The 17,312-nt window shown below is 35.8% G+C and carries 15 protein-coding genes and 1 pseudogene; 7 read left to right on the top strand and 9 right to left on the bottom strand.

Features of this window, described 5'->3' with window-relative positions; translation table 11 throughout:
• Positions 1-458: 458 nt before the first annotated feature.
• Positions 459-833, top strand: a complete 375-nt coding sequence (locus tag WOCAOBSORBRA_RS02155; protein WP_006279664.1) for a TrbC/VirB2 family protein — start codon at positions 459-461, stop codon at positions 831-833.
• Here WOCAOBSORBRA_RS02155 and WOCAOBSORBRA_RS02150 read toward each other — a convergent pair.
• From WOCAOBSORBRA_RS02150 to WOCAOBSORBRA_RS02140, 3 genes are all read right to left on the bottom strand, one after another.
• On the bottom strand, positions 809-1,807 hold the full coding sequence (locus WOCAOBSORBRA_RS02150; protein ID WP_174515805.1) for a pyruvate dehydrogenase complex E1 component subunit beta: 999 nt from the start codon (positions 1,805-1,807) through the stop codon (positions 809-811). The two genes, WOCAOBSORBRA_RS02155 and WOCAOBSORBRA_RS02150, sit on opposite strands and share 25 nt — an antisense overlap.
• Positions 1,808-2,354: 547 nt before the next feature.
• Positions 2,355-3,455: an ATP-binding protein gene (locus tag WOCAOBSORBRA_RS02145; RefSeq protein ID WP_174515804.1), complete on the bottom strand. Its 1,101-nt coding sequence runs from the start codon at positions 3,453-3,455 to the stop codon at positions 2,355-2,357.
• 353 nt (positions 3,456-3,808) lie between these two features.
• Positions 3,809-4,402 (bottom strand): hypothetical protein, encoded by a 594-nt coding sequence (locus WOCAOBSORBRA_RS02140; RefSeq protein ID WP_155968505.1) that lies wholly within the window; start codon positions 4,400-4,402, stop codon positions 3,809-3,811.
• Positions 4,403-4,531: 129 nt separating this feature from the next.
• Between WOCAOBSORBRA_RS02140 and WOCAOBSORBRA_RS02135 the strand changes: the two genes are divergently transcribed.
• Positions 4,532-5,797, top strand: coding sequence for an MFS transporter (locus WOCAOBSORBRA_RS02135; protein WP_007548874.1), 1,266 nt, complete (start codon positions 4,532-4,534; stop codon positions 5,795-5,797).
• 183 nt (positions 5,798-5,980) lie between these two features.
• On the opposite strand, the pseudogene WOCAOBSORBRA_RS06630 reads toward WOCAOBSORBRA_RS02135, so the two are convergent.
• From WOCAOBSORBRA_RS06630 to secG, 5 genes and pseudogenes are all read right to left on the bottom strand, one after another.
• Positions 5,981-6,088: pseudogene (locus tag WOCAOBSORBRA_RS06630) on the bottom strand (WPE palindromic element domain-containing protein); the annotation flags it as partial.
• Positions 6,089-6,268: 180 nt separating this feature from the next.
• Positions 6,269-6,688, bottom strand: a complete 420-nt coding sequence (locus tag WOCAOBSORBRA_RS02120; protein ID WP_174515802.1) for a nucleoside deaminase — start codon at positions 6,686-6,688, stop codon at positions 6,269-6,271.
• Positions 6,689-6,709: 21 nt separating this feature from the next.
• Positions 6,710-7,147 (bottom strand): hypothetical protein, encoded by a 438-nt coding sequence (locus WOCAOBSORBRA_RS02115; protein WP_174515801.1) that lies wholly within the window; start codon positions 7,145-7,147, stop codon positions 6,710-6,712.
• A gap of 26 nt (positions 7,148-7,173) precedes the next feature.
• Positions 7,174-8,787, bottom strand: a complete 1,614-nt coding sequence (locus tag WOCAOBSORBRA_RS02110; protein WP_174515800.1) for a CTP synthase — start codon at positions 8,785-8,787, stop codon at positions 7,174-7,176.
• Positions 8,787-9,107 carry a preprotein translocase subunit SecG gene (secG, locus tag WOCAOBSORBRA_RS02105; protein WP_007548880.1) on the bottom strand — a complete coding sequence of 107 codons (321 nt, stop codon included), beginning with the start codon at positions 9,105-9,107 and terminating at the stop codon, positions 8,787-8,789. Before secG ends, WOCAOBSORBRA_RS02110 begins: the two co-directional genes overlap by 1 nt.
• 135 nt (positions 9,108-9,242) lie before the next feature.
• Here secG and WOCAOBSORBRA_RS02100 point away from each other — a divergent pair, with 135 nt between their 5' ends.
• Complete coding sequence (locus tag WOCAOBSORBRA_RS02100; protein ID WP_174515799.1) at positions 9,243-9,758, top strand: gamma carbonic anhydrase family protein; 516 nt, start codon at positions 9,243-9,245, stop codon at positions 9,756-9,758.
• 40 nt (positions 9,759-9,798) lie between these two features.
• Here the strand turns inward: WOCAOBSORBRA_RS02100 and WOCAOBSORBRA_RS02095 are convergent, their stop codons facing one another.
• A complete protein-coding gene (locus tag WOCAOBSORBRA_RS02095) occupies positions 9,799-10,923 on the bottom strand; it encodes a hypothetical protein (RefSeq protein ID WP_174515798.1) in 1,125 nt (374 codons plus the stop codon).
• Between the two features lie 249 nt (positions 10,924-11,172).
• Here WOCAOBSORBRA_RS02095 and WOCAOBSORBRA_RS02090 point away from each other — a divergent pair, with 249 nt between their 5' ends.
• The 4 genes from WOCAOBSORBRA_RS02090 (at position 11,173) to pyrF (ending at position 17,117) form a co-directional block, all read left to right on the top strand.
• On the top strand, positions 11,173-13,725 hold the full coding sequence (locus WOCAOBSORBRA_RS02090) for a valine--tRNA ligase (protein ID WP_174515797.1): 2,553 nt from the start codon (positions 11,173-11,175) through the stop codon (positions 13,723-13,725).
• 63 nt (positions 13,726-13,788) lie between these two features.
• Entirely contained in the window at positions 13,789-14,880 is a 1,092-nt protein-coding gene (locus tag WOCAOBSORBRA_RS02085) for a hypothetical protein (protein WP_174515796.1), read from the top strand.
• Between the two features lie 165 nt (positions 14,881-15,045).
• Entirely contained in the window at positions 15,046-16,413 is a 1,368-nt protein-coding gene (locus tag WOCAOBSORBRA_RS02080; RefSeq protein WP_174515795.1) for a coiled-coil domain-containing protein, read from the top strand.
• Positions 16,414-16,442: 29 nt separating this feature from the next.
• Positions 16,443-17,117, top strand: coding sequence for an orotidine-5'-phosphate decarboxylase (gene pyrF / locus WOCAOBSORBRA_RS02075; protein WP_174515794.1), 675 nt, complete (start codon positions 16,443-16,445; stop codon positions 17,115-17,117).
• Positions 17,118-17,312: the final 195 nt, after the last annotated feature.

The following is a 17,312-nucleotide window of genomic DNA, read 5'->3' as shown; positions in this document are numbered from 1 at the left end:
TTAGAATAAAAAAACGCCATACTTGAAAGTATAATGTAAGTAATTAGCCAACCACGGGGCTTCTTTTGCCTTTTTTTTCATTTGGTAAATTTCTTAATGTTTATGGCTAAACGACAACCGTCATCCCGCTACTTGTTAGCGGCTGAGATACCGCGGCGGTATGACGTAGGACTGCTGTCATCCCAGTGCTTGACACTGGGATCCAGTTGAGCTATTTCAACAAAAATACTGCATTTGAGATGAACGTTCCAGACTTATTTATAAATATAACAATTAAAGTCTGGATTCCAGCGTCAAGCACTGGAATAATATCGTTTACTATGTCTATATTACAATATTTGTGCAGTTGTGTGTCAACTACTTTTGTGGCACCGTTTGTTATTCAATCTTTATGCTAGTTTTACTAAAAATTATAGTATTTTAGGTATAATTGCAATATCTAAATTTAAGGTATAGAGATGAACCCTAGGAAAGTTTTTAATATTCTTTTTATAGTATTATTTATTTCTTTTTCTCATGTTGGGAGTGCTGCCGCTGACACTAATACTGATACAACTGCTCAAGTAATATGTAACATTATTGGCTACGTTTGGGGAATAGGCGGACCGCTTATGACCGTAGTGATAATAGGTGCAGCTTTGCTTGCGATATTTGGTAGAATGCCATGGCCAGCTCTTTTTGCACTCGGTATATTTTGTGCTGTATTTTTCGGTGCTAAAACTATCGTCATAAAAGTAATGGGTGGTATAGGCGGCACTGGAAATACTTCTTTGATGGACCAATGCGGAACAGGAGACACAAAAAAGAACTATTTTTTTCTAAAACAGACCTGATGCACGGCTTCAACTATATCTTCCACTTGCGGTAATGCTTTTTTTTCTAGATTTGCAGCGTAAGGTAAGGGGATGTCCTTGCCAGTTACACGTACAACTGGAGCATCAAGGTAGTCAAATCCTTGTTCCATAACAACGGCTGACAGCTCTGCTCCTATTCCTGCAAATGGCCATCCTTCTTCTACACTAACTAACCTATTAGTCTTCTGAATAGAGTTAATAACAGTTTGAGTGTCAAGTGGTCTTAAGGTTCTGAGGTCAATAACTTCAGCTTCTATACCTTTACTCGAAAGTAAATCTGCTGCATTTAAGGCATCCATTAATTTTAATGAAAAAGCAGTGATAGTTACATCCTTTCCTTCCCGTATAACAGCAGCTTTGCCTATCTCAAGTAGATAATCTTTGTTTGATAGCTCAGAGTCAGAAACTTCATGCTCATGTCCATAAGCTATTTCGTTTTCTAGAAATATTACCGGATTAGGGTCACGAATTGCAGCTTTAAGCAGACCTCTGCAATCTGAGGCAAAATAGGGTGCTATTACTTTTAACCCCGGTATATGCGAATACCAAGCTGCAAAGCATTGAGAATGTTGTGCAGCAACTCTTGCTGCAGCGCCATTTGGTCCACGAAATACTATAGGGCATCCAAGTTGTCCGCCTGACATATAATTTGTTTTTGCTGCGGAATTCACAATTTGGTCAATAGCTTGCATAGAAAAATTAAAAATCATAAACTCGACTATTGGCTTTAATCCAGCAAATGCCGCTCCAACAGCAAGGCCAGCAAATCCATGTTCGGTAATAGGCGTATCAACTACTCTGTTTTCTCCAAACTCTTTCAGTAATCCTTTCGTTACTTTATAAGCACCATCATACTCTGCAACTTCTTCACCCATGATAAGCACATCAGAGTCGTTTTGCATTTCTTCTCTAATTGCTGTGCATAAAGCTTCTCTTACACTTAAGGTTGCCATTTATAAACTTTTATAGACTTTAACTAAAGTAACTATATCAGAATTACTGGGGGTAAGTAAAGTGTACAAATTAAGTTTTACAAACATCATGACCAACTCATTCCAAAAAAAAATCTTCTCACGCTTGCTGGTTTTGGTTGCTAAAAATGATTGTATTGCTTGTGTTTTTAATAATATATACTGCTAAGTTAATAATAATTCACTTGGGAATAACAGAAAAATACATGATAATTTTATATTTCAAATAGAATAAAATCCTTTTTATTGATACTGTCTTTTTTTGTAAAAAACATTCCTAACTTTTCCACCACTTTTTCTGGCTAAGGTCAGTATAACTTTTGCTTGAAATAACTGTTTATATGGTGCAATTTACAGCTTTTAGTTGCTAAAATTATAACTCTTAATTTAATAATTTTAATCCAATAAGCTTTCAGGTTAATAAAATTAAATTATTTGAGTAAATGCAATACCATGTCTTTATTTGTGGGTAATAATAAGAATAACGAAGGTTGGCTCAGCTACACTTCTATAATTTCAATTTTTATGTTTACCGTATAAAAGAAGTTTCTTCTATCTGTGTCTTCGCGTTTGAAACTAACTTTATTCTATCTCTTTCTTGTTCTGGACTTAACCTGTGAAGCGCGTAACTGAAATCTTCCTCACTCACTATAAGCCGTCTTTGCGCACCAGCGCTAATTTTTGCTTCATTCACTAATTGCTCTAACTCAGCCCCAGAATAGCCTTCAGTCTTGTCTGCAATGTCTTGGAGGCTTAGCTTTTCATCAGTTTTTGTACCTCGCATATAAAGTGCCAATATCTTTTGTCTCACCTCTATGTTTGGATTAGGGACATAAACCTTCTGACCTAAACGTCCAGGTCTAATAAGTGCTGGATCTATACCACCGATAAGGTTAGTTGCACCAATTACTATTATATCTTTTCTGCTCTTAAATCCATCTATTTCAGTTAACAACTGTGTTAAACTCTCTCGACAATGGTAAGCTGAGTTATTAGCGGTACTTCTTTTTTGAGCAACTGCATCTATTTCATCTATAAAGACTATACAAGGAGAATATTTTTTTGCTATTTTAAAAAGCTCGCGTACAGCATGTGCACCATGACCAATATATACTCCAATAAGTTCAGGACCTGAGATGCTTATGAAATTCATATTTGATTCACCTGCAATTGCACGAGCGATAAGTGTTTTACCATTTCCAGGAGGGCCATATAATATGTAACCTCTTAGTGAATTAATACTTTTATTTCCAAACAGCTTGCGCATTTCTTCTGTCATTTGGTCACAGCAAATCATCTGCAACCGTTGTTTTAAGGAGTCATCAATTATAGCATCAGCAAATGTTATTCTTTTATCATCTGAATTAGCTAATTCTATCGATATAGGCAGCTCTACTTCCTTTAGTTTGCTGAATACTTGATCATATACAAACCAAACAATAAAAAGGAGAACGACAAGTAACACACAAGGCATAGCTTCACTAACATAATGTGCAGCTAACTCATACCCTTTACTAAGCAACATTGTATGCATATAGGCAAACAAAAAAGCGATAGAGATAATAGTTGCCACGCATAGTAAACAGATTGAAATTCTTTTTAGTAATTCTGAAATTTCAATTTTTTTCATCTTAATACCTTATACCAATTTTAAACTAAGAATAATTTTATCTAGCTTACCTATTTTAGCTTGATTAGAGCGTTCAGAAAAATTATCAAGTACGTACTTTAATTTATTAAATACTAAAAACAATATATCACCATATTGTCACATACATCTTTAAAGTTTACCAAATTCATTTTCAAAAAACAAGATTTTATTATTAACCCGAATTCTGGATTAGATTTTAGGTAAATTATTGAAAGTCTTGAATTTTACTAAATTAGTAACTAGTCTTAAAATGCTTACTGCTTTATCGTAAATGCTAAAACAATAAGCTATTGATATTCTTGTTTTTCTGTATTTGTCTTTTAAGGAAAATTTTAACCAGGTTGAGGTGAGTTTTTTGAACATTCCCGTACTGCCTGCTTATTTCTAGCAGTTTTTTCTTCTTTTGCTTCTTCCATTTTAGAGCCTGGTTCTTCATGTGTATCAGTCACAGGTTCTTTTTCTGCTTGCATTATTTTACCTGATATGTACTCCTTAGCTTGCTTAGCGAGCTCGATTACAATAGCTACTCCAATTGCAGTTGCAATCAGAAGTACTGGTATTGTAGCTCCCATAGCTAACAAAGAACTAACTGTAGTTGATAAAGACGATAAAGAATCTACTTTAATTATTGGAGTCAAGCCACATGCAACAAGGCCAACTCCGGCTGCAACACTTCCAATAAACAAGCCAGCTAGACACGCAGTTTCTTTTAATGTTAACCCGCTATGACGCTCATATGGAATTGGATACAAAAGAATTGTTATGAAAGCTGCAATTAATGGCACTACATAGATGGCTCCAACAGTTCCGCCTATTATCAGAGGTGAAAGACTAGTGAAACTTAGTAAGAGACCTATTAAAGTGCCTATTATAGCTCCTATTATTGCTGCCACGCCCAGCATCGCTAAATAAATTACACCCACCATAACTTTGTCCCTATGTTAATAACATTTTAGTTTCACACACCATAATAAAAAAGTCAACCCACACCTTAGGTTGCAAAATCCCAAAAAGCAGCCACAATGAAATAAGCAAACATTTACAAATTAAATTTAGTGCAAACAAGGGTGTTGATATCAGCTATTCTCTGCAGAATCGCAATATGGTATGACCATATGCTCTTTATCGATCTGGTTAACATAATTAGTAGAGAGTTTTGTTGTGCAAAAGATGTTTACAACAGAATACTGCAATTGTTTGGAATTGCAGGACTGGGTGCTATGGTAAGGCCACTTGGCGCATTCATATTTGGTCACATTGGTGACAGGTATGGAAGGAGAATGGCATTAACGATTGCTATCTTGCTAATATCGATTCCGTCTAGTCTCGTTGCGTTTATTCCAAGTTATAGCAAAATAGGTATAACTTCTACTATATTGCTTCTTGCAATCCATGTGACACAAGGGATTGCGCTTGGCGCTGAACAAGGAGGCAGTTCTGTTTATCTCATAGAGCATTTACCTAATAAGAAAAAACTAGGAATGTTTTTTGGAATAATAAGTTTTGGTCGCTCCATTGGTATCTTGCTCTCTGTGATTGTAGTGATCATCTGCAAAAAAAACACTGATTTTAACGCTTGGGGTTGGAGGTTGCCGTTTACTTTTTCATTTGTTTTGGGGTTAATCAGCGCATATAGTGTATACACATTAGGAGAAACTCCAGCATATGAAGAAAATCGAAAACAAAGGAATTTATCTGATTTGCCAATAATAGAGCTTATAAAACGCTACAAGAGAGCTCTGATACTTGCTATTTTAATATCTGTACCTGTTAATGTTGTTGTTGGATTTACCATATTTCTTCGAACAATTGCAAAAGAAATAGTGTCGGTTGAGACGTATGTAACAACATATGTCAATGAAATTGTGCTCATTATAACCAGTATATTAATGCCGGTATCTTCAATAGCGCTCGGAATGTTAGCTGATAAAGTAGGAAAAGAGCGCACTACAATCTTATTTACAGTGATCACAATGGTACTGTGTTGTCCTGTGTTATCTACTGCATACTACTATAAAAGTTATCTTATAATTATGCTTGGTGTAATGGCTCTTTCTATAATAGAAAGGGGTATAAATCCTATAGGAATAGTTGCTGCTGAACTTTTTCCTACCAATGTTAGATTTAGTGGAGTGAGTTTATCACGTAACATCTCTTATGCGTTACATGGAGGATTTACTCCTATGATATGCACTTGGTTTACTATAACATTTCCTCAAGTAAACTTTGCCGCTGGGCTTTATGTAGTCTTTTGCTTATTGGTCAGCCTGGTAGCAATATTGCAAATAAAACCGCAAGATAAGAAATTTGATTGGTCTTAGTTTTCTCCTATGTGATTTGATAGACCGGGAAAGGGTTTCATCTAAGTAGCTGACACCCTGACAACCGTCATCCCGCTGCTTGTTAGCGGGATCTAGAGATACCGTGACGGTATGACGTAGGACTGCTGTCATTCCAGTCTGGAATCCAGAGAAAAGGATGATGTCATCCCAGTGTCCCTGTAATGTCATTCCAGTGCTTGACACTGGAATCCAGCCTTTATTATGCAGCCACTTGGTTAAAATTAAGTCTTCTGGATCCAAGTAGTCAGGGCACTGGGATGACAAAGGAGGGCAGTGTCAGCTACTCGGATGACACCCTGCTGGTGGACAATGTTTGTATAGTTGTGCGTCACGCGCTGGAATGACGAATTACTTAACCGCCATACCGTCACGGTATCTCCTAGCATAGATCCCGCTAACAAGTAGCGGGATGACGATTTTGTATCGGAAAACAAGTAGCATGACGATTTATCAAATGTTCCTTAGTTTCTCAAAAAAATCCTTTAACAAAAAAGAGCATTCTGTTTCTAATATTCCACCATAAACTTCAGGTATATGGCTGCAAAATTGAAATATCTTAGCACCATTTTCAATTCCTCCACCTTTGGGATTGTAAGCCCCAAAGTACAATCGTTTAATTCTGGCAAAGGAAATAGCTTGAGCACACATCGGACATGGTTCTAATGTTACGTACATATCAGCATCATAAAGCGTTGAAGTTGAGAGCAACTTACATGCCTGCTTGATCGCTAACATCTCTGCATGCGCAGTTGGATCGCTGGATATATTGTGTGCAGAAGAAACGATATTGCTTCCACTAACTATTACAGCACCTATGGGAACCTCACCATTTTTCTGAGCAAGTTTGGCTTGCTCTATGGCAAGCTCCATATATTGATACTTAAACACTTGTTATTTACAACAGATACAATTTTCTTTTTTTAATTTTTCTATCCCCCGTAAGTCGTAAATTTTACTACTTGGGTTTGACTCAACAACTTCCTCACAAGGCGATATATAGCCTTCATCACTTAGCTCATTGCATTCATAAGGAGTAACGTTAGTCAAAGATGTATTATGTGAGCCTGTATAATTATGCTCACTTTGAATTCTAGTTAATTGCTTTGAATGATAATTATCTGTTCCCCGTTTTAAATGTTCTTTTATTTCTTCTACTGATTTGAATTGATTTGCTTCTCTTACACCATATTTTTCTTCTATATCCAGTATTACATCTACTATTGCTTTATCCTCCAGTTTATCTAGTTCTTCTTCGCTGACATTGTCAGCACCTATGTATTCTAATAATTCTTTTACATACTCATATAAAGATACAAAATCCTTTAACACCTAACCTTCTCTATTAGTTTTATTTATCAAATTTTTATGTTTTTACCAACCGCTGCTTCAATAAATGATACAAAAAGAGGATGAGGAGAAAACGGCTTTGATTGAAATTCTGGATGAAACTGCACACCAATAAACCACGGATGACTCTCTAACTCCACTGCCTCTATGCACGTTCCATCTTCTGATATGCCACTGCATAGCAGCCCATTTTTTTCCAAATCATCTTTATAATCTGAATTGATTATGTATCTATGCCTGTGTCTTTCTGAAATAGTAGTGTTACTATATGCATCCATCATTTTAGAGTTTGCATTTATATTACATTTGTATGCCCCAAGTCTCATGGTTCCACCAAGATCGTCATCTTGATCGCCAGCTAACTTAACGATTGGATGTTTACAGTTACGAAATTCTTCAGAGTGTACATCTTCAAGCTTAACAACATTACGAGCAAATTCAATAATTGCAAGCTGCATACCAAGGCAAATTCCGAAAAATGGGATATTATTTGTACGGGCATAATTTATTGCTAATATTTTACCCTCTACTCCGTCATCACCAAACCCCCCTGGAACAAGGATTGCATGAGAATTCTGTAATTTCTCTCCTATAAGTTTTTCATTTATAGGTTTTTCTTCCTTCTCTCTTGAGTTAACCCAATTTATCCTTACTTTGACTTTATTACTAATCGCACCATGATTTAATGCTTCAACTAGTGATTTATACGCATCAGGGAATTCGGTGTATTTTCCCACTATAGATACAGTAACTTCCTGTGTTGGGTGCCTTATGGAATGCACTATTTGATCCCATTCAGTCAAGCTTGGTTTTGGCTTACTTAAATGAAAGTGCTCCAAAATTTGCGTATCAAGCCCACATTGGCTATACAACACCGGTAACTCATATATATGACTCACATCAGGGGCAGGTATCACATTGGATAAAGAAACATTGCAAAGCTTAGCTATTTTCTCTCTTTGATTATCGAAAATTTCTTTCTCACTGCGGCATAATATAATATCTGGTTGTAACCCCGCGGAATTTAACTCTCGAACTGAATGCTGCGTTGGCTTTGTCTTTAATTCTTGCGCTGCGGTAAGATATGGTATTAAAGTTAAGTGAATAAGGATAACTCTTTGTTTTCCTAATGTGTAGTTAACTTGGCGTATAGCCTCCAAAAATGGTTGGCTTTCAATGTCACCTACAGTTCCACCTATTTCACATATTACAAAATCTAAACCTTCCGTACCATTAAAAATGAACGATTTGATCAAATCTGTTACATGAGGAATGACTTGCACAGTTTTGCCCAGATAATCACCACGCCTCTCTTTCTTCAATAACTCATGATATATCTTACCAGTTGTTATATTGTCATCTTTTGTTGCTTTAATTCCAGTAAAACGCTCATAATGCCCAAGATCCAAATCAGTTTCAGCACCATCTTCGGTAACAAATACCTCTCCGTGCTGAGTTGGGTTCATTGTCCCAGGATCAATGTTGAGATACGGGTCAAGTTTTCTGATACGGATCTTAAAACCGTAAGCTTGAAGAAGCGCACCAACACTCGAAGCAACTAAGCCTTTACCAAGCGATGACACAACTCCACCTGTGACAAAGATAAATTTAGCTTCCTTCATTAATTTTCAAATGGAACAGAAGTAGATTCACTTTCTTGCTTTTTTTCTAATATAATTTTTTCTGCGATCGATTTTTTATGTACGTCTTTTGAACATAATCCTGACAATAGCAATGTGTTTATAATAAACAATCCAGCAACAATAGCCGTTATTCTGCTGAGCGGGTTTTCAGAAGATTTCACCGGAATCATCGAATTGACCCCCTGTTGTGTATTACTAAAACCACTTAACGAACTACTTCCAGGTGGCTGCAAGAGCACTAAAATTACTAACACAACAACCAATATTATTTGAAATATACTTAATACCGCTACTGACATTATAGATAGAGCTGAAAATAAAAATTTTAGGAGCATAAAGTGCATAAGTCAAGAACATCTGTCACCCAAATAACTTGAAATCTAAGACTGCTTACCTTATTTTGATTAACATATGCATAAAACTTTGGGCTTAATATGTATCACATTTTAAAATACAAAAATTATGAACCAAAAATAGACGAAAGTGCTTTCATCGCAGGTGGTTCGCATATCATAGGTAAGGTTGAAATAGGAAGAGATGCAAGCATCTGGTTTAATTGTGTGGTCAGAGGGGACGTTGGATCAATAAAAATAGGTAATGGAACAAATATTCAAGATGGAACGGTAATTCATGTGGATAGAAACCCAGGTGGTGACACAATTATTGGCAGCATGGTAACAGTGGGACATTTTTGTGTGTTGCATGCATGCACGGTGCATGATAAAGCGTTTATTGGTATGGGCTCTACCGTGATGGACCATGCAGTTGTGGAGCCTGAAGCTATGGTAGCTGCTGGCTCGCTAGTGACACATGGAAAAGTAATAAAAAGTGGGGAAATATGGGCTGGCAGGCCAGCAAAGTTCTTCAAAAAGATGTCGAATGAAGAAATTAAACATATTACACAATCAGCACAAAATTATATTATGCTAATGAAGGAATATAAAAACTGAAGTTCGCGTCAAGTGTTTTACTTGACACGTACATTTCGGCTTAACCCTTGTTACTTCTTTTTCCCATCTCATTTACTTCTTGTGCTTTTGCCCCATCTACTTGAGTACTAGGTAATACTGCATATGTAATACCACCGGCTACGAGTGCAGATGCTACTGCTATACCAATCATTACTAACATCTCTAACTTAACTGTACGTTCAAGTGCAGTAAATGCTACCAATCCAACAGCAAGACCCATACCAACAGTAGCGGTGTACCGTGCTGCATTGCCTTGTTTTAGTTGTTGAATTTTTTTGTTTTCAGCTTCTAATTCTTTATTTTCCTTCTTTAGCTTGTCAACTTCTTTCTCTTTAGCTATTAAGTCTGCCTTCAGTTTGTCAACTTCAGCATTTGGCTGTTGTTGTTTTAGTTGTGCTATTTCTTTCTCTTTATCTGCTAATTGTTGCTTTAAGTCTGTAACTTCTTGTGTATTTTGTTGAGCTTTTAATGCTGTCATTTCATTCTCTTTCTCTGTTAACTTTTGCTGTAACGCCACAGCATCTAATGCTTCCAATTCTGTTATTTTAGCATTTTTCTCTTCTAACTGCTGCTGCAACGCTGTAGAATCTATTGCCTTTAGTTTTTCCACTTCAGCTTCTAAGTCTTGTTTTTCCTGCTGAGCTGTGTCCAATTGATCTTGTAATTCTTGTGTTTTAATTCTCAATTCCTCCTCAGCTTTCTTCTTTGCAGCTTCTAATTCTTCATTTTTCCCCTTTAACTGCTCTTCTGCAGCTTCCAATTCTGTTGTTTTAACATTTTTCTCTTCTAACAATTGTACTGTGGGATGGCAAGATAGGGCTTTTACCATAATCTCCTCTTTCCCATCGTTAAGGCCTAACAGATTTTTCATTTCTTCTAGGCGACTAAAATATTTGCCACCCTTTTTCCCAACGGATTTTACATTCATGATTGTATTATCTCCTAGTTCTTCTTGAGGATAAGAACCAGCAATATATAGTTGTTGATCATTTAGCGTACAGCCCACATAAAACTTGTCATCAATTATAGCACCACTCTTATCTACGTTTTTATACTTTTTAAATTCTTCATAATCATCTTTTTTTATAACAAGCACTATTTTATCATCGGCAACCTGTATTGTACCATTCTTTAAGCTTAGCATAACGAACCTCAATTATAATTTAACATTACATAATACCCTTAGAACCTAAGGTCAAGTAATATTTTTATCATAGCATAGAAAATTTATGTTCGTAAACAAAAAATTTTGGCGTAAAATTGCCGTAATTGTGCTATAGCTAAAGTAATTTAGGTTTACCGACCATCGTCATTCCGCTGCTTGTTAGCGGGATCTAGAGATACCGCGGCGGTATGACGTTGCTAGCTTAAAGTTTAAAATTGAGAAATATTTATGTTAAAAGAAAAATACGGCTTTAAAGAAGTTGAAGACAAATGCAACATATTATGGGAAGGTAGTAAAGTTTATAAATGGAATGGTGAAAAGGATAACACTTTCACTATAGACACACCTCCACCGACAATATCGGGAAAACTCCATATTGGCCATATATTTAGCTATTGCCACACGGACTTTATTGCAAGGTTTCAACGCATGCTGGGAAAAGATGTTTTCTATCCGATTGGGTTTGATGATAACGGGCTTCCCACCGAAAGATTGGTTGAACAAACCTATAAAACCAGTGCAAAAGAAGTTGGCAGAGAAAAATTTATAGAGATGTGCCATGAGGTTATTGAGAAATCAAAGCAAGAATTCAAGGAACTATTTAAATCAGTCGGCATTAGTTATGACTGGGATTTGGAATATCACACGATCAGCAAGGAAACTGTGACGCTTTCACAGATGTCGTTTATTGATCTATATAACAAGGGATATGCATATAGAAAAATGCAGCCTATCCTTTGGGACCCGGTTGATAAAACAGCAATTGCGCAAGCAGAAATAGAAGATAAAGTTTTTGAGTCATCCTTAAACACGATAGTTTTCTCTACTCAAGAAAATGAGCAGATCAATATTGCGACTACGCGACCTGAACTACTTCCAGCATGCGTTGCAGTTTTTTGTCATCCAGAGGATGCGCGCTACACTCATCTGATCGGAAAAACAGCCATAGTGCCAATAACAAAGGAAAAAGTTCCAATCATAGCAGATGATAAGGTTAAAATAGATAAAGGCACTGGGCTTGTTATGTGTTGTACATTCGGTGATGAACTCGACATATATTGGCAGCAAAAGCATAATCTACCGATGAAAATTATCATCGATCAGGATGGAAGGATGGACCTAGATGATGTCATTCCAGTGCTTGACACTGGAATCCAGGAAAAAGAGCCAATGCCAGCGATGACAGAGGAAGATATCATGTCAGCGTATGGTCAGAAAAAAGAAGAATGGATCCCAGTGTCAGCTACTCGGATGACAGACGATATACTAAATGAAATAAATGGATTGAAAGTTACAGCAGCAAGAAAGCGGATAATCGAAATCCTAACTGAAAAAGGACTTTTGGTAGAAAGCACTAACATTTCTCATTCTGTTAAGTGTGCAGAAAGATCTGGTGCACCACTTGAGATATTGCCTACTTATCAATGGTTTATCAAGACCTTAGAGCAAAAAGCTCAAGTATTAGATAAAGTAAAAGAATGCAATTGGTATCCAAGCAATATGCGTAAACGCATGGAAGTGTGGATAGAAGGGCTAAATTGGGACTGGTGCATCTCAAGGCAGCGCTATTTTGGTGTGCCATTTCCAGCATGGTATTCCAAACGTAAGGGAGAAGAAGGTAAAATTATTCTAGCTGAAGTAAAGGACCTGCCTATAGATCCATTGAAAGATTTGCCAAAAGGGTATAGCAAAGAAGAGGTTATCCCAGATCAAGATGTAATGGATACCTGGGCCACAAGTTCAATTACTCCTCAACTAAGTGCACTAGCAGTAAACAGTGAGTTTAGCTTACCAAATCATCGCTATGATACGATATTTCCTGCAGATCTGCGCAGCCAGAGCCATGAGATAATAAGAACTTGGGCTTTTTATACTATTTTAAAGGCACATTATCATGCAAATTCTTTACCTTGGAAAAACATTATGATCAGCGGTTGGTGTTTAGCAGATGATAAGAAAAAGATGAGTAAATCAAAGGGTAACATCATTACTCCTCATGTAATACTTGAAACTTATGGAGCTGATGTAGTGCGCTATTGGGCAGCGAACTCAAGGCTTGGAGTTGATACAGTCTACTCTGAAAATACATTCAAAATTGGCAAGCGCCTCGTTACAAAACTTTGGAACGCTAGCAAGTTCGTTTCCATGTTCATGGAAAAGCATCAAGTGATGAGCATAAATTCTGCTCACGAGACAATGGATAAGTGGATATTGTCTAAGTTATACAAAGTTATAGAAAGAGCAACGAACAACCTATTACAATTTGAATACTGCGAAGCTTTGGGCGTAATAGAGGAATTTTTTTGGAAGGATTTTTGTGATAGTTACTTGGAGTTAGTAAAAAAACGTGCGTACGGAAGCAGTTTAAGTGCAAAACAAAGCTTGGCGTATGTACTGAATATTATTTTGCGGTTATTTGCACCTTTCTTGCCTTACATTACAGAAGAGATATACCACCAATTGTATAGTTATAATTCTGTACACAATCAAAGTAATTGGCCGAGCAAAGAAGAACTTATCTACGATAAATATTCAGAGGAAATGGGAGATAATGTTATTCAGATATTAAACATTATCAGAAAGATAAAGGCAGATAATAATGTATCAGTTAAGCATCTGATAAAAAAGTTGATGATAAAAGCAGATCTACGAGAGGATAAATTGAATCAATCTGCACAGGATGATTTGCAGGCAGTTTGCAATGCGGAAACGATAGAGTGGATGCAGTCTGAGCTTGAAACTGAAGACGGAAAATACATAGTGAATATAGACTTATACTGATTTTTATAGCTTTACTTCCTTTAATATCCATGCTATTGTAATCATTATTAGTATGAGGGAATAATGAGGGATTTGTATAGTAAAACCAATGCACCATATCTTATAGCTGGTGCTCTTGCTACTTTGGTATTGCTTGCGTCTGGGACACTTGCTGTTGCCCCTTATGTTAAGTTCTTGTCTTCAGTTGCAGCCTTTAATGTAGCTCTTCCTATTGCTTTGAGTTTGTCTATACTTTCTATTTTGGTGCTTGCACTTTCATGTAAAATAATTAGTAATAATGTAGAATTGGAAGCAAAAGTAAAAGGTCAGTTAGAACATAAGGAGGAGATGCTTTCTCTTGAACACCAAGAATTATGTAATAAAAATGCAAGATTAAAAGAAAGAATCAATTATTTAATTGAGAAATTATCTCAACCTCAAAAAGAAGTAGATTCCTTAAAAAGGCAGTTAGATGAATTAAAATATGAAGGAATTTTAGCTCTTTTATTAGAAGAAAGAATAACAGAATTGGAAACATGTTTAGAAAAGAAAAGGAAAAAAGTAGGAGAATTAGCAGCGCAGTTAAGAAAAGAAAAAGGCGAAATTTCTTGTTCACAATCTGAATTAAGGGATGTAGTAAAAAGAGAAAGACGATTGAAAAAAGAGTTAAATGAAAAAGCGCAAGAAACGATCCAGCTAGCTGCAGATTTAGAACAAAAAGAAAAACGACGCAAGGAATTAGAAGAGGAAAAAACTGAAAATCTTGATAAGATCGGAAAGTTAAAAAAACTTTTGGATCAAGAAAGAAAAGGAAATGAAAAGTTGCGCAATAATAACAGTGAGTTGAAAAGTAGCGAAAAATATTTGGGTGACGAATGCAGTAAATTAAGAAGACATAAATCTGATTTGGAAAGAAAAGTTGAACTTCTGCAAGCAGTAATTGGGCAGGAAGACGAGCAAAGTCATTCCATTTCTTCAGATATAAGCAGTGAACATTTATCAGAACTTGAAAGAATAGGTGAAAATGAGTCTGTTAATAAACAGTTCCCGAAACCAAAACCACCTTATATATCCACTCCAATAAGATCGCCATGTAAAAAGCTGAATGATGCTTCATGTGATTCTGGATATACCAGTATATGTTCTACCCCAACCAATAGCTACCACACATTTTGAGTACAGTTGTACACTGGATACATAAAACCTTAGCCATTTTTAGCTAGCAGACTGAAGATGGGAAGTTTGTTGTAGGTGCAGGATAAAAATAAATACTCCCCTCCACAGATAAGAGAATTTTAATAAATATATACAAGACTGCTGAACGTGGGGGGGAGGGGAGTAATGAGCAATTTGCTTAGTGAGGCTAATGCATTTTATTTTGTAGCTAGTTCCTTAGCTACTCTTACGTTACTTACATCTTTAGCGCTTATTGTAACTTCTAATGTGCCTCTTCCTCTAATTCTTGCTTTAGCTACATTATCTGTTTTGGTGCTTGCACTTTCGTATAAAATAATTAGTAATAATAAAAAAATAGAGGTTGAGAGAAATAAATTCGCTCAGAAAGAGCAAGAGTTGGAAAATAAAATAACTCTAGGAAAGGAAGCTGAAGAAGCTGCAAACAAAGAAGTGAAGAATCAATTACATGAATTAACTAGAGAGAAGCAAAATTTAGACAAGAGAGCAAAAAAATTGAATCAGAAAGTAAATGAGTCAGAAGTTGAGAGAGAATCTCTTCTTGAAGAAAAAAAATCTTTAGAGAAAAAATTAGAAACAGCAAAGAATCGTACGTTTGAAATAGACAATGAATTGGACAAAACAAAAGAGGAAATAGATAAGCTTGTTGCACGAGAAGAAGAATTACATCTTAAAATCTCGTGTTTACGTGAACAGTTACAAGAAAAAGAAGAACGTATAACAGAATTGAAAGGGAAAATAGACAATAATCAATGCAAAGAATTAGAAAATAAAAAATTGAATGAGGAAGTAGAAAAATTACGTAAAGAAATAAGGGAGTTATACGAGAAAGAAGACAAATTTTATAAAGAAAGAGATATATTACGTAAGAAAGAAGACACACTTTATAAAGAAAGAGATATATTATATGAGGAAGAAAAAAAGTTGCATACAAAATTAGATGACCTAAAATGTGAAATCAGAAAAATCAATAAAGAAAAGGAAAATTTATCTAAAAAATTGGAAAAGAAATTTGACGAGTTAGATGAAGCAAATGGTTTAATTGAAAATCAGTCTTTTGAGTTAGACGGAATAAGAAAAGATTGTAACAATGAGGTAAAAGGTTTAAAAAATTTACTTTTAGAGCGAGACAGTCAAATAGAACAACTTGAAGAAGATTTGTTGAGAAATGCAGAAGAGAAAAAGGGTTATTTACCGGAAATGTTAGAATCTGTGGTAGACAAGGTAGAAAAATTGGTAAACAATAATGAAGCGATCGGAGATCGTAGTAGAAAAATAATATTACAGGAGACTCAAAAAATAAAGTTTATATTGAAGGAAATTATGCAATTCACGCTAGGTGAAGATTCTAGATGTGAATCACCATCAGAGGAAACGTTTGATTGTTTACTGGAGGATCTTGGATATGCAAGTCGCTCATCCACTCCGATCAAATTGCCAAATTCACTATTGACAGAATCTTATGAACGTAATCAGAGTGAAGGTATTTGCAAAACACAACAATTAGTCTTATAGTCTTATTATAAAATAAATCATGCAAGATAATGAACCCAATAATATGTGCACTGGATACACAAGATTTAAATAAGGCTATTTCTCTAGTTAATACTCTGCGTGGTAAAGTTGGCATGGTAAAGCTGGGATTAGAATTTTTTGCTGCTCAAGGTCTTTCTGGAGTGCAAGAAGTTGCAAAATGCAATGTACCAATTTTTTTAGATCTGAAATTGCATGACATTCCAAACACTGTAGCTAAAACAGTTGAAGTAATAAAAGTCCTGAACGTTGAAATGTTAACTCTGCACATCAGCGGTGGGACAAAAATGCTTGAAGAAGCGCTAAGTGTAGTGCAAGGCACAAAAATAAAGCTGATTGGAGTGACAGTGCTAACTAGTATGAGCAATGAGGATTTAAACGAGCTTGGAGTAGCAAGAGAAGTAAAATCACAGGTAATTTTGCTTGCAAAGCTTGCAAAAAAGATTGGACTCTATGGAATAGTCTGTTCTGCATTGGAAGCTCAGGAAGTGCGCCGAGAATGCGGTGAAGACTTTAAAATTATTACTCCAGGAATTCGTATAGATCCAGGTCATGACGACCAAAAAAGAACAGCAACACCAAAAGAAGCAATAAATTCAGGAGCTGATTATATCGTCATTGGCAGACCCATTACAAAAACTACAAGTAGTGCGGAGCTAATATTGAAATCCATGAAAGAATTTTAATATAATAACTTAATTTATAAAAATACTAACATATTAATTAGGAATAAGCATGAGTAATATCAATAGAATAATACGCGAAGTAATCAAGGAATTCCGCTCAAAATTACCAGATAAGGAAATATAGTACTTCCCAAAGTAAATGATAAAGGTATAATAAGCTATTTGAGTTATAATGGCGTATAGTGTGGATTTAAG

Origin of the sequence: Wolbachia endosymbiont of Cardiocondyla obscurior (assembly GCF_902713635.1) — a bacterium.
Taxonomy (GTDB): domain Bacteria; phylum Pseudomonadota; class Alphaproteobacteria; order Rickettsiales; family Anaplasmataceae; genus Wolbachia; species Wolbachia pipientis.
The sequence above is the reverse complement of the archived record's forward strand: the minus strand, read 5'-3'. Positions and strand labels throughout refer to the sequence as shown.

Excerpts from the sequence above, each read along its gene's own strand:
- WOCAOBSORBRA_RS02120 (WP_174515802.1), bottom strand. The coding sequence starts at position 6,688 with ATGGAGCTTGCCATAGAGCAAGCCAAACTTGCTCAGAAAAATGGTGAG.
- WOCAOBSORBRA_RS02080 (WP_174515795.1), top strand. The coding sequence starts at position 15,046 with ATGAGCAATTTGCTTAGTGAGGCTAATGCATTTTATTTTGTAGCTAGT.
- pyrF (WP_174515794.1), top strand. The coding sequence starts at position 16,443 with ATGAACCCAATAATATGTGCACTGGATACACAAGATTTAAATAAGGCT.
- WOCAOBSORBRA_RS02145 (WP_174515804.1), bottom strand. The coding sequence starts at position 3,455 with ATGAAAAAAATTGAAATTTCAGAATTACTAAAAAGAATTTCAATCTGT.
- WOCAOBSORBRA_RS02155 (WP_006279664.1), top strand. The coding sequence starts at position 459 with ATGAACCCTAGGAAAGTTTTTAATATTCTTTTTATAGTATTATTTATT.
- WOCAOBSORBRA_RS02090 (WP_174515797.1), top strand. The coding sequence starts at position 11,173 with ATGTTAAAAGAAAAATACGGCTTTAAAGAAGTTGAAGACAAATGCAAC.
- WOCAOBSORBRA_RS02140 (WP_155968505.1), bottom strand. The coding sequence starts at position 4,402 with ATGGTGGGTGTAATTTATTTAGCGATGCTGGGCGTGGCAGCAATAATA.
- WOCAOBSORBRA_RS02150 (WP_174515805.1), bottom strand. The coding sequence starts at position 1,807 with ATGGCAACCTTAAGTGTAAGAGAAGCTTTATGCACAGCAATTAGAGAA.
- WOCAOBSORBRA_RS02110 (WP_174515800.1), bottom strand. The coding sequence starts at position 8,787 with ATGAAGGAAGCTAAATTTATCTTTGTCACAGGTGGAGTTGTGTCATCG.
- WOCAOBSORBRA_RS02085 (WP_174515796.1), top strand. The coding sequence starts at position 13,789 with ATGAGGGATTTGTATAGTAAAACCAATGCACCATATCTTATAGCTGGT.
- WOCAOBSORBRA_RS02095 (WP_174515798.1), bottom strand. The coding sequence starts at position 10,923 with ATGCTAAGCTTAAAGAATGGTACAATACAGGTTGCCGATGATAAAATA.
- secG (WP_007548880.1), bottom strand. The coding sequence starts at position 9,107 with ATGTCAGTAGCGGTATTAAGTATATTTCAAATAATATTGGTTGTTGTG.
- WOCAOBSORBRA_RS02100 (WP_174515799.1), top strand. The coding sequence starts at position 9,243 with ATGTATCACATTTTAAAATACAAAAATTATGAACCAAAAATAGACGAA.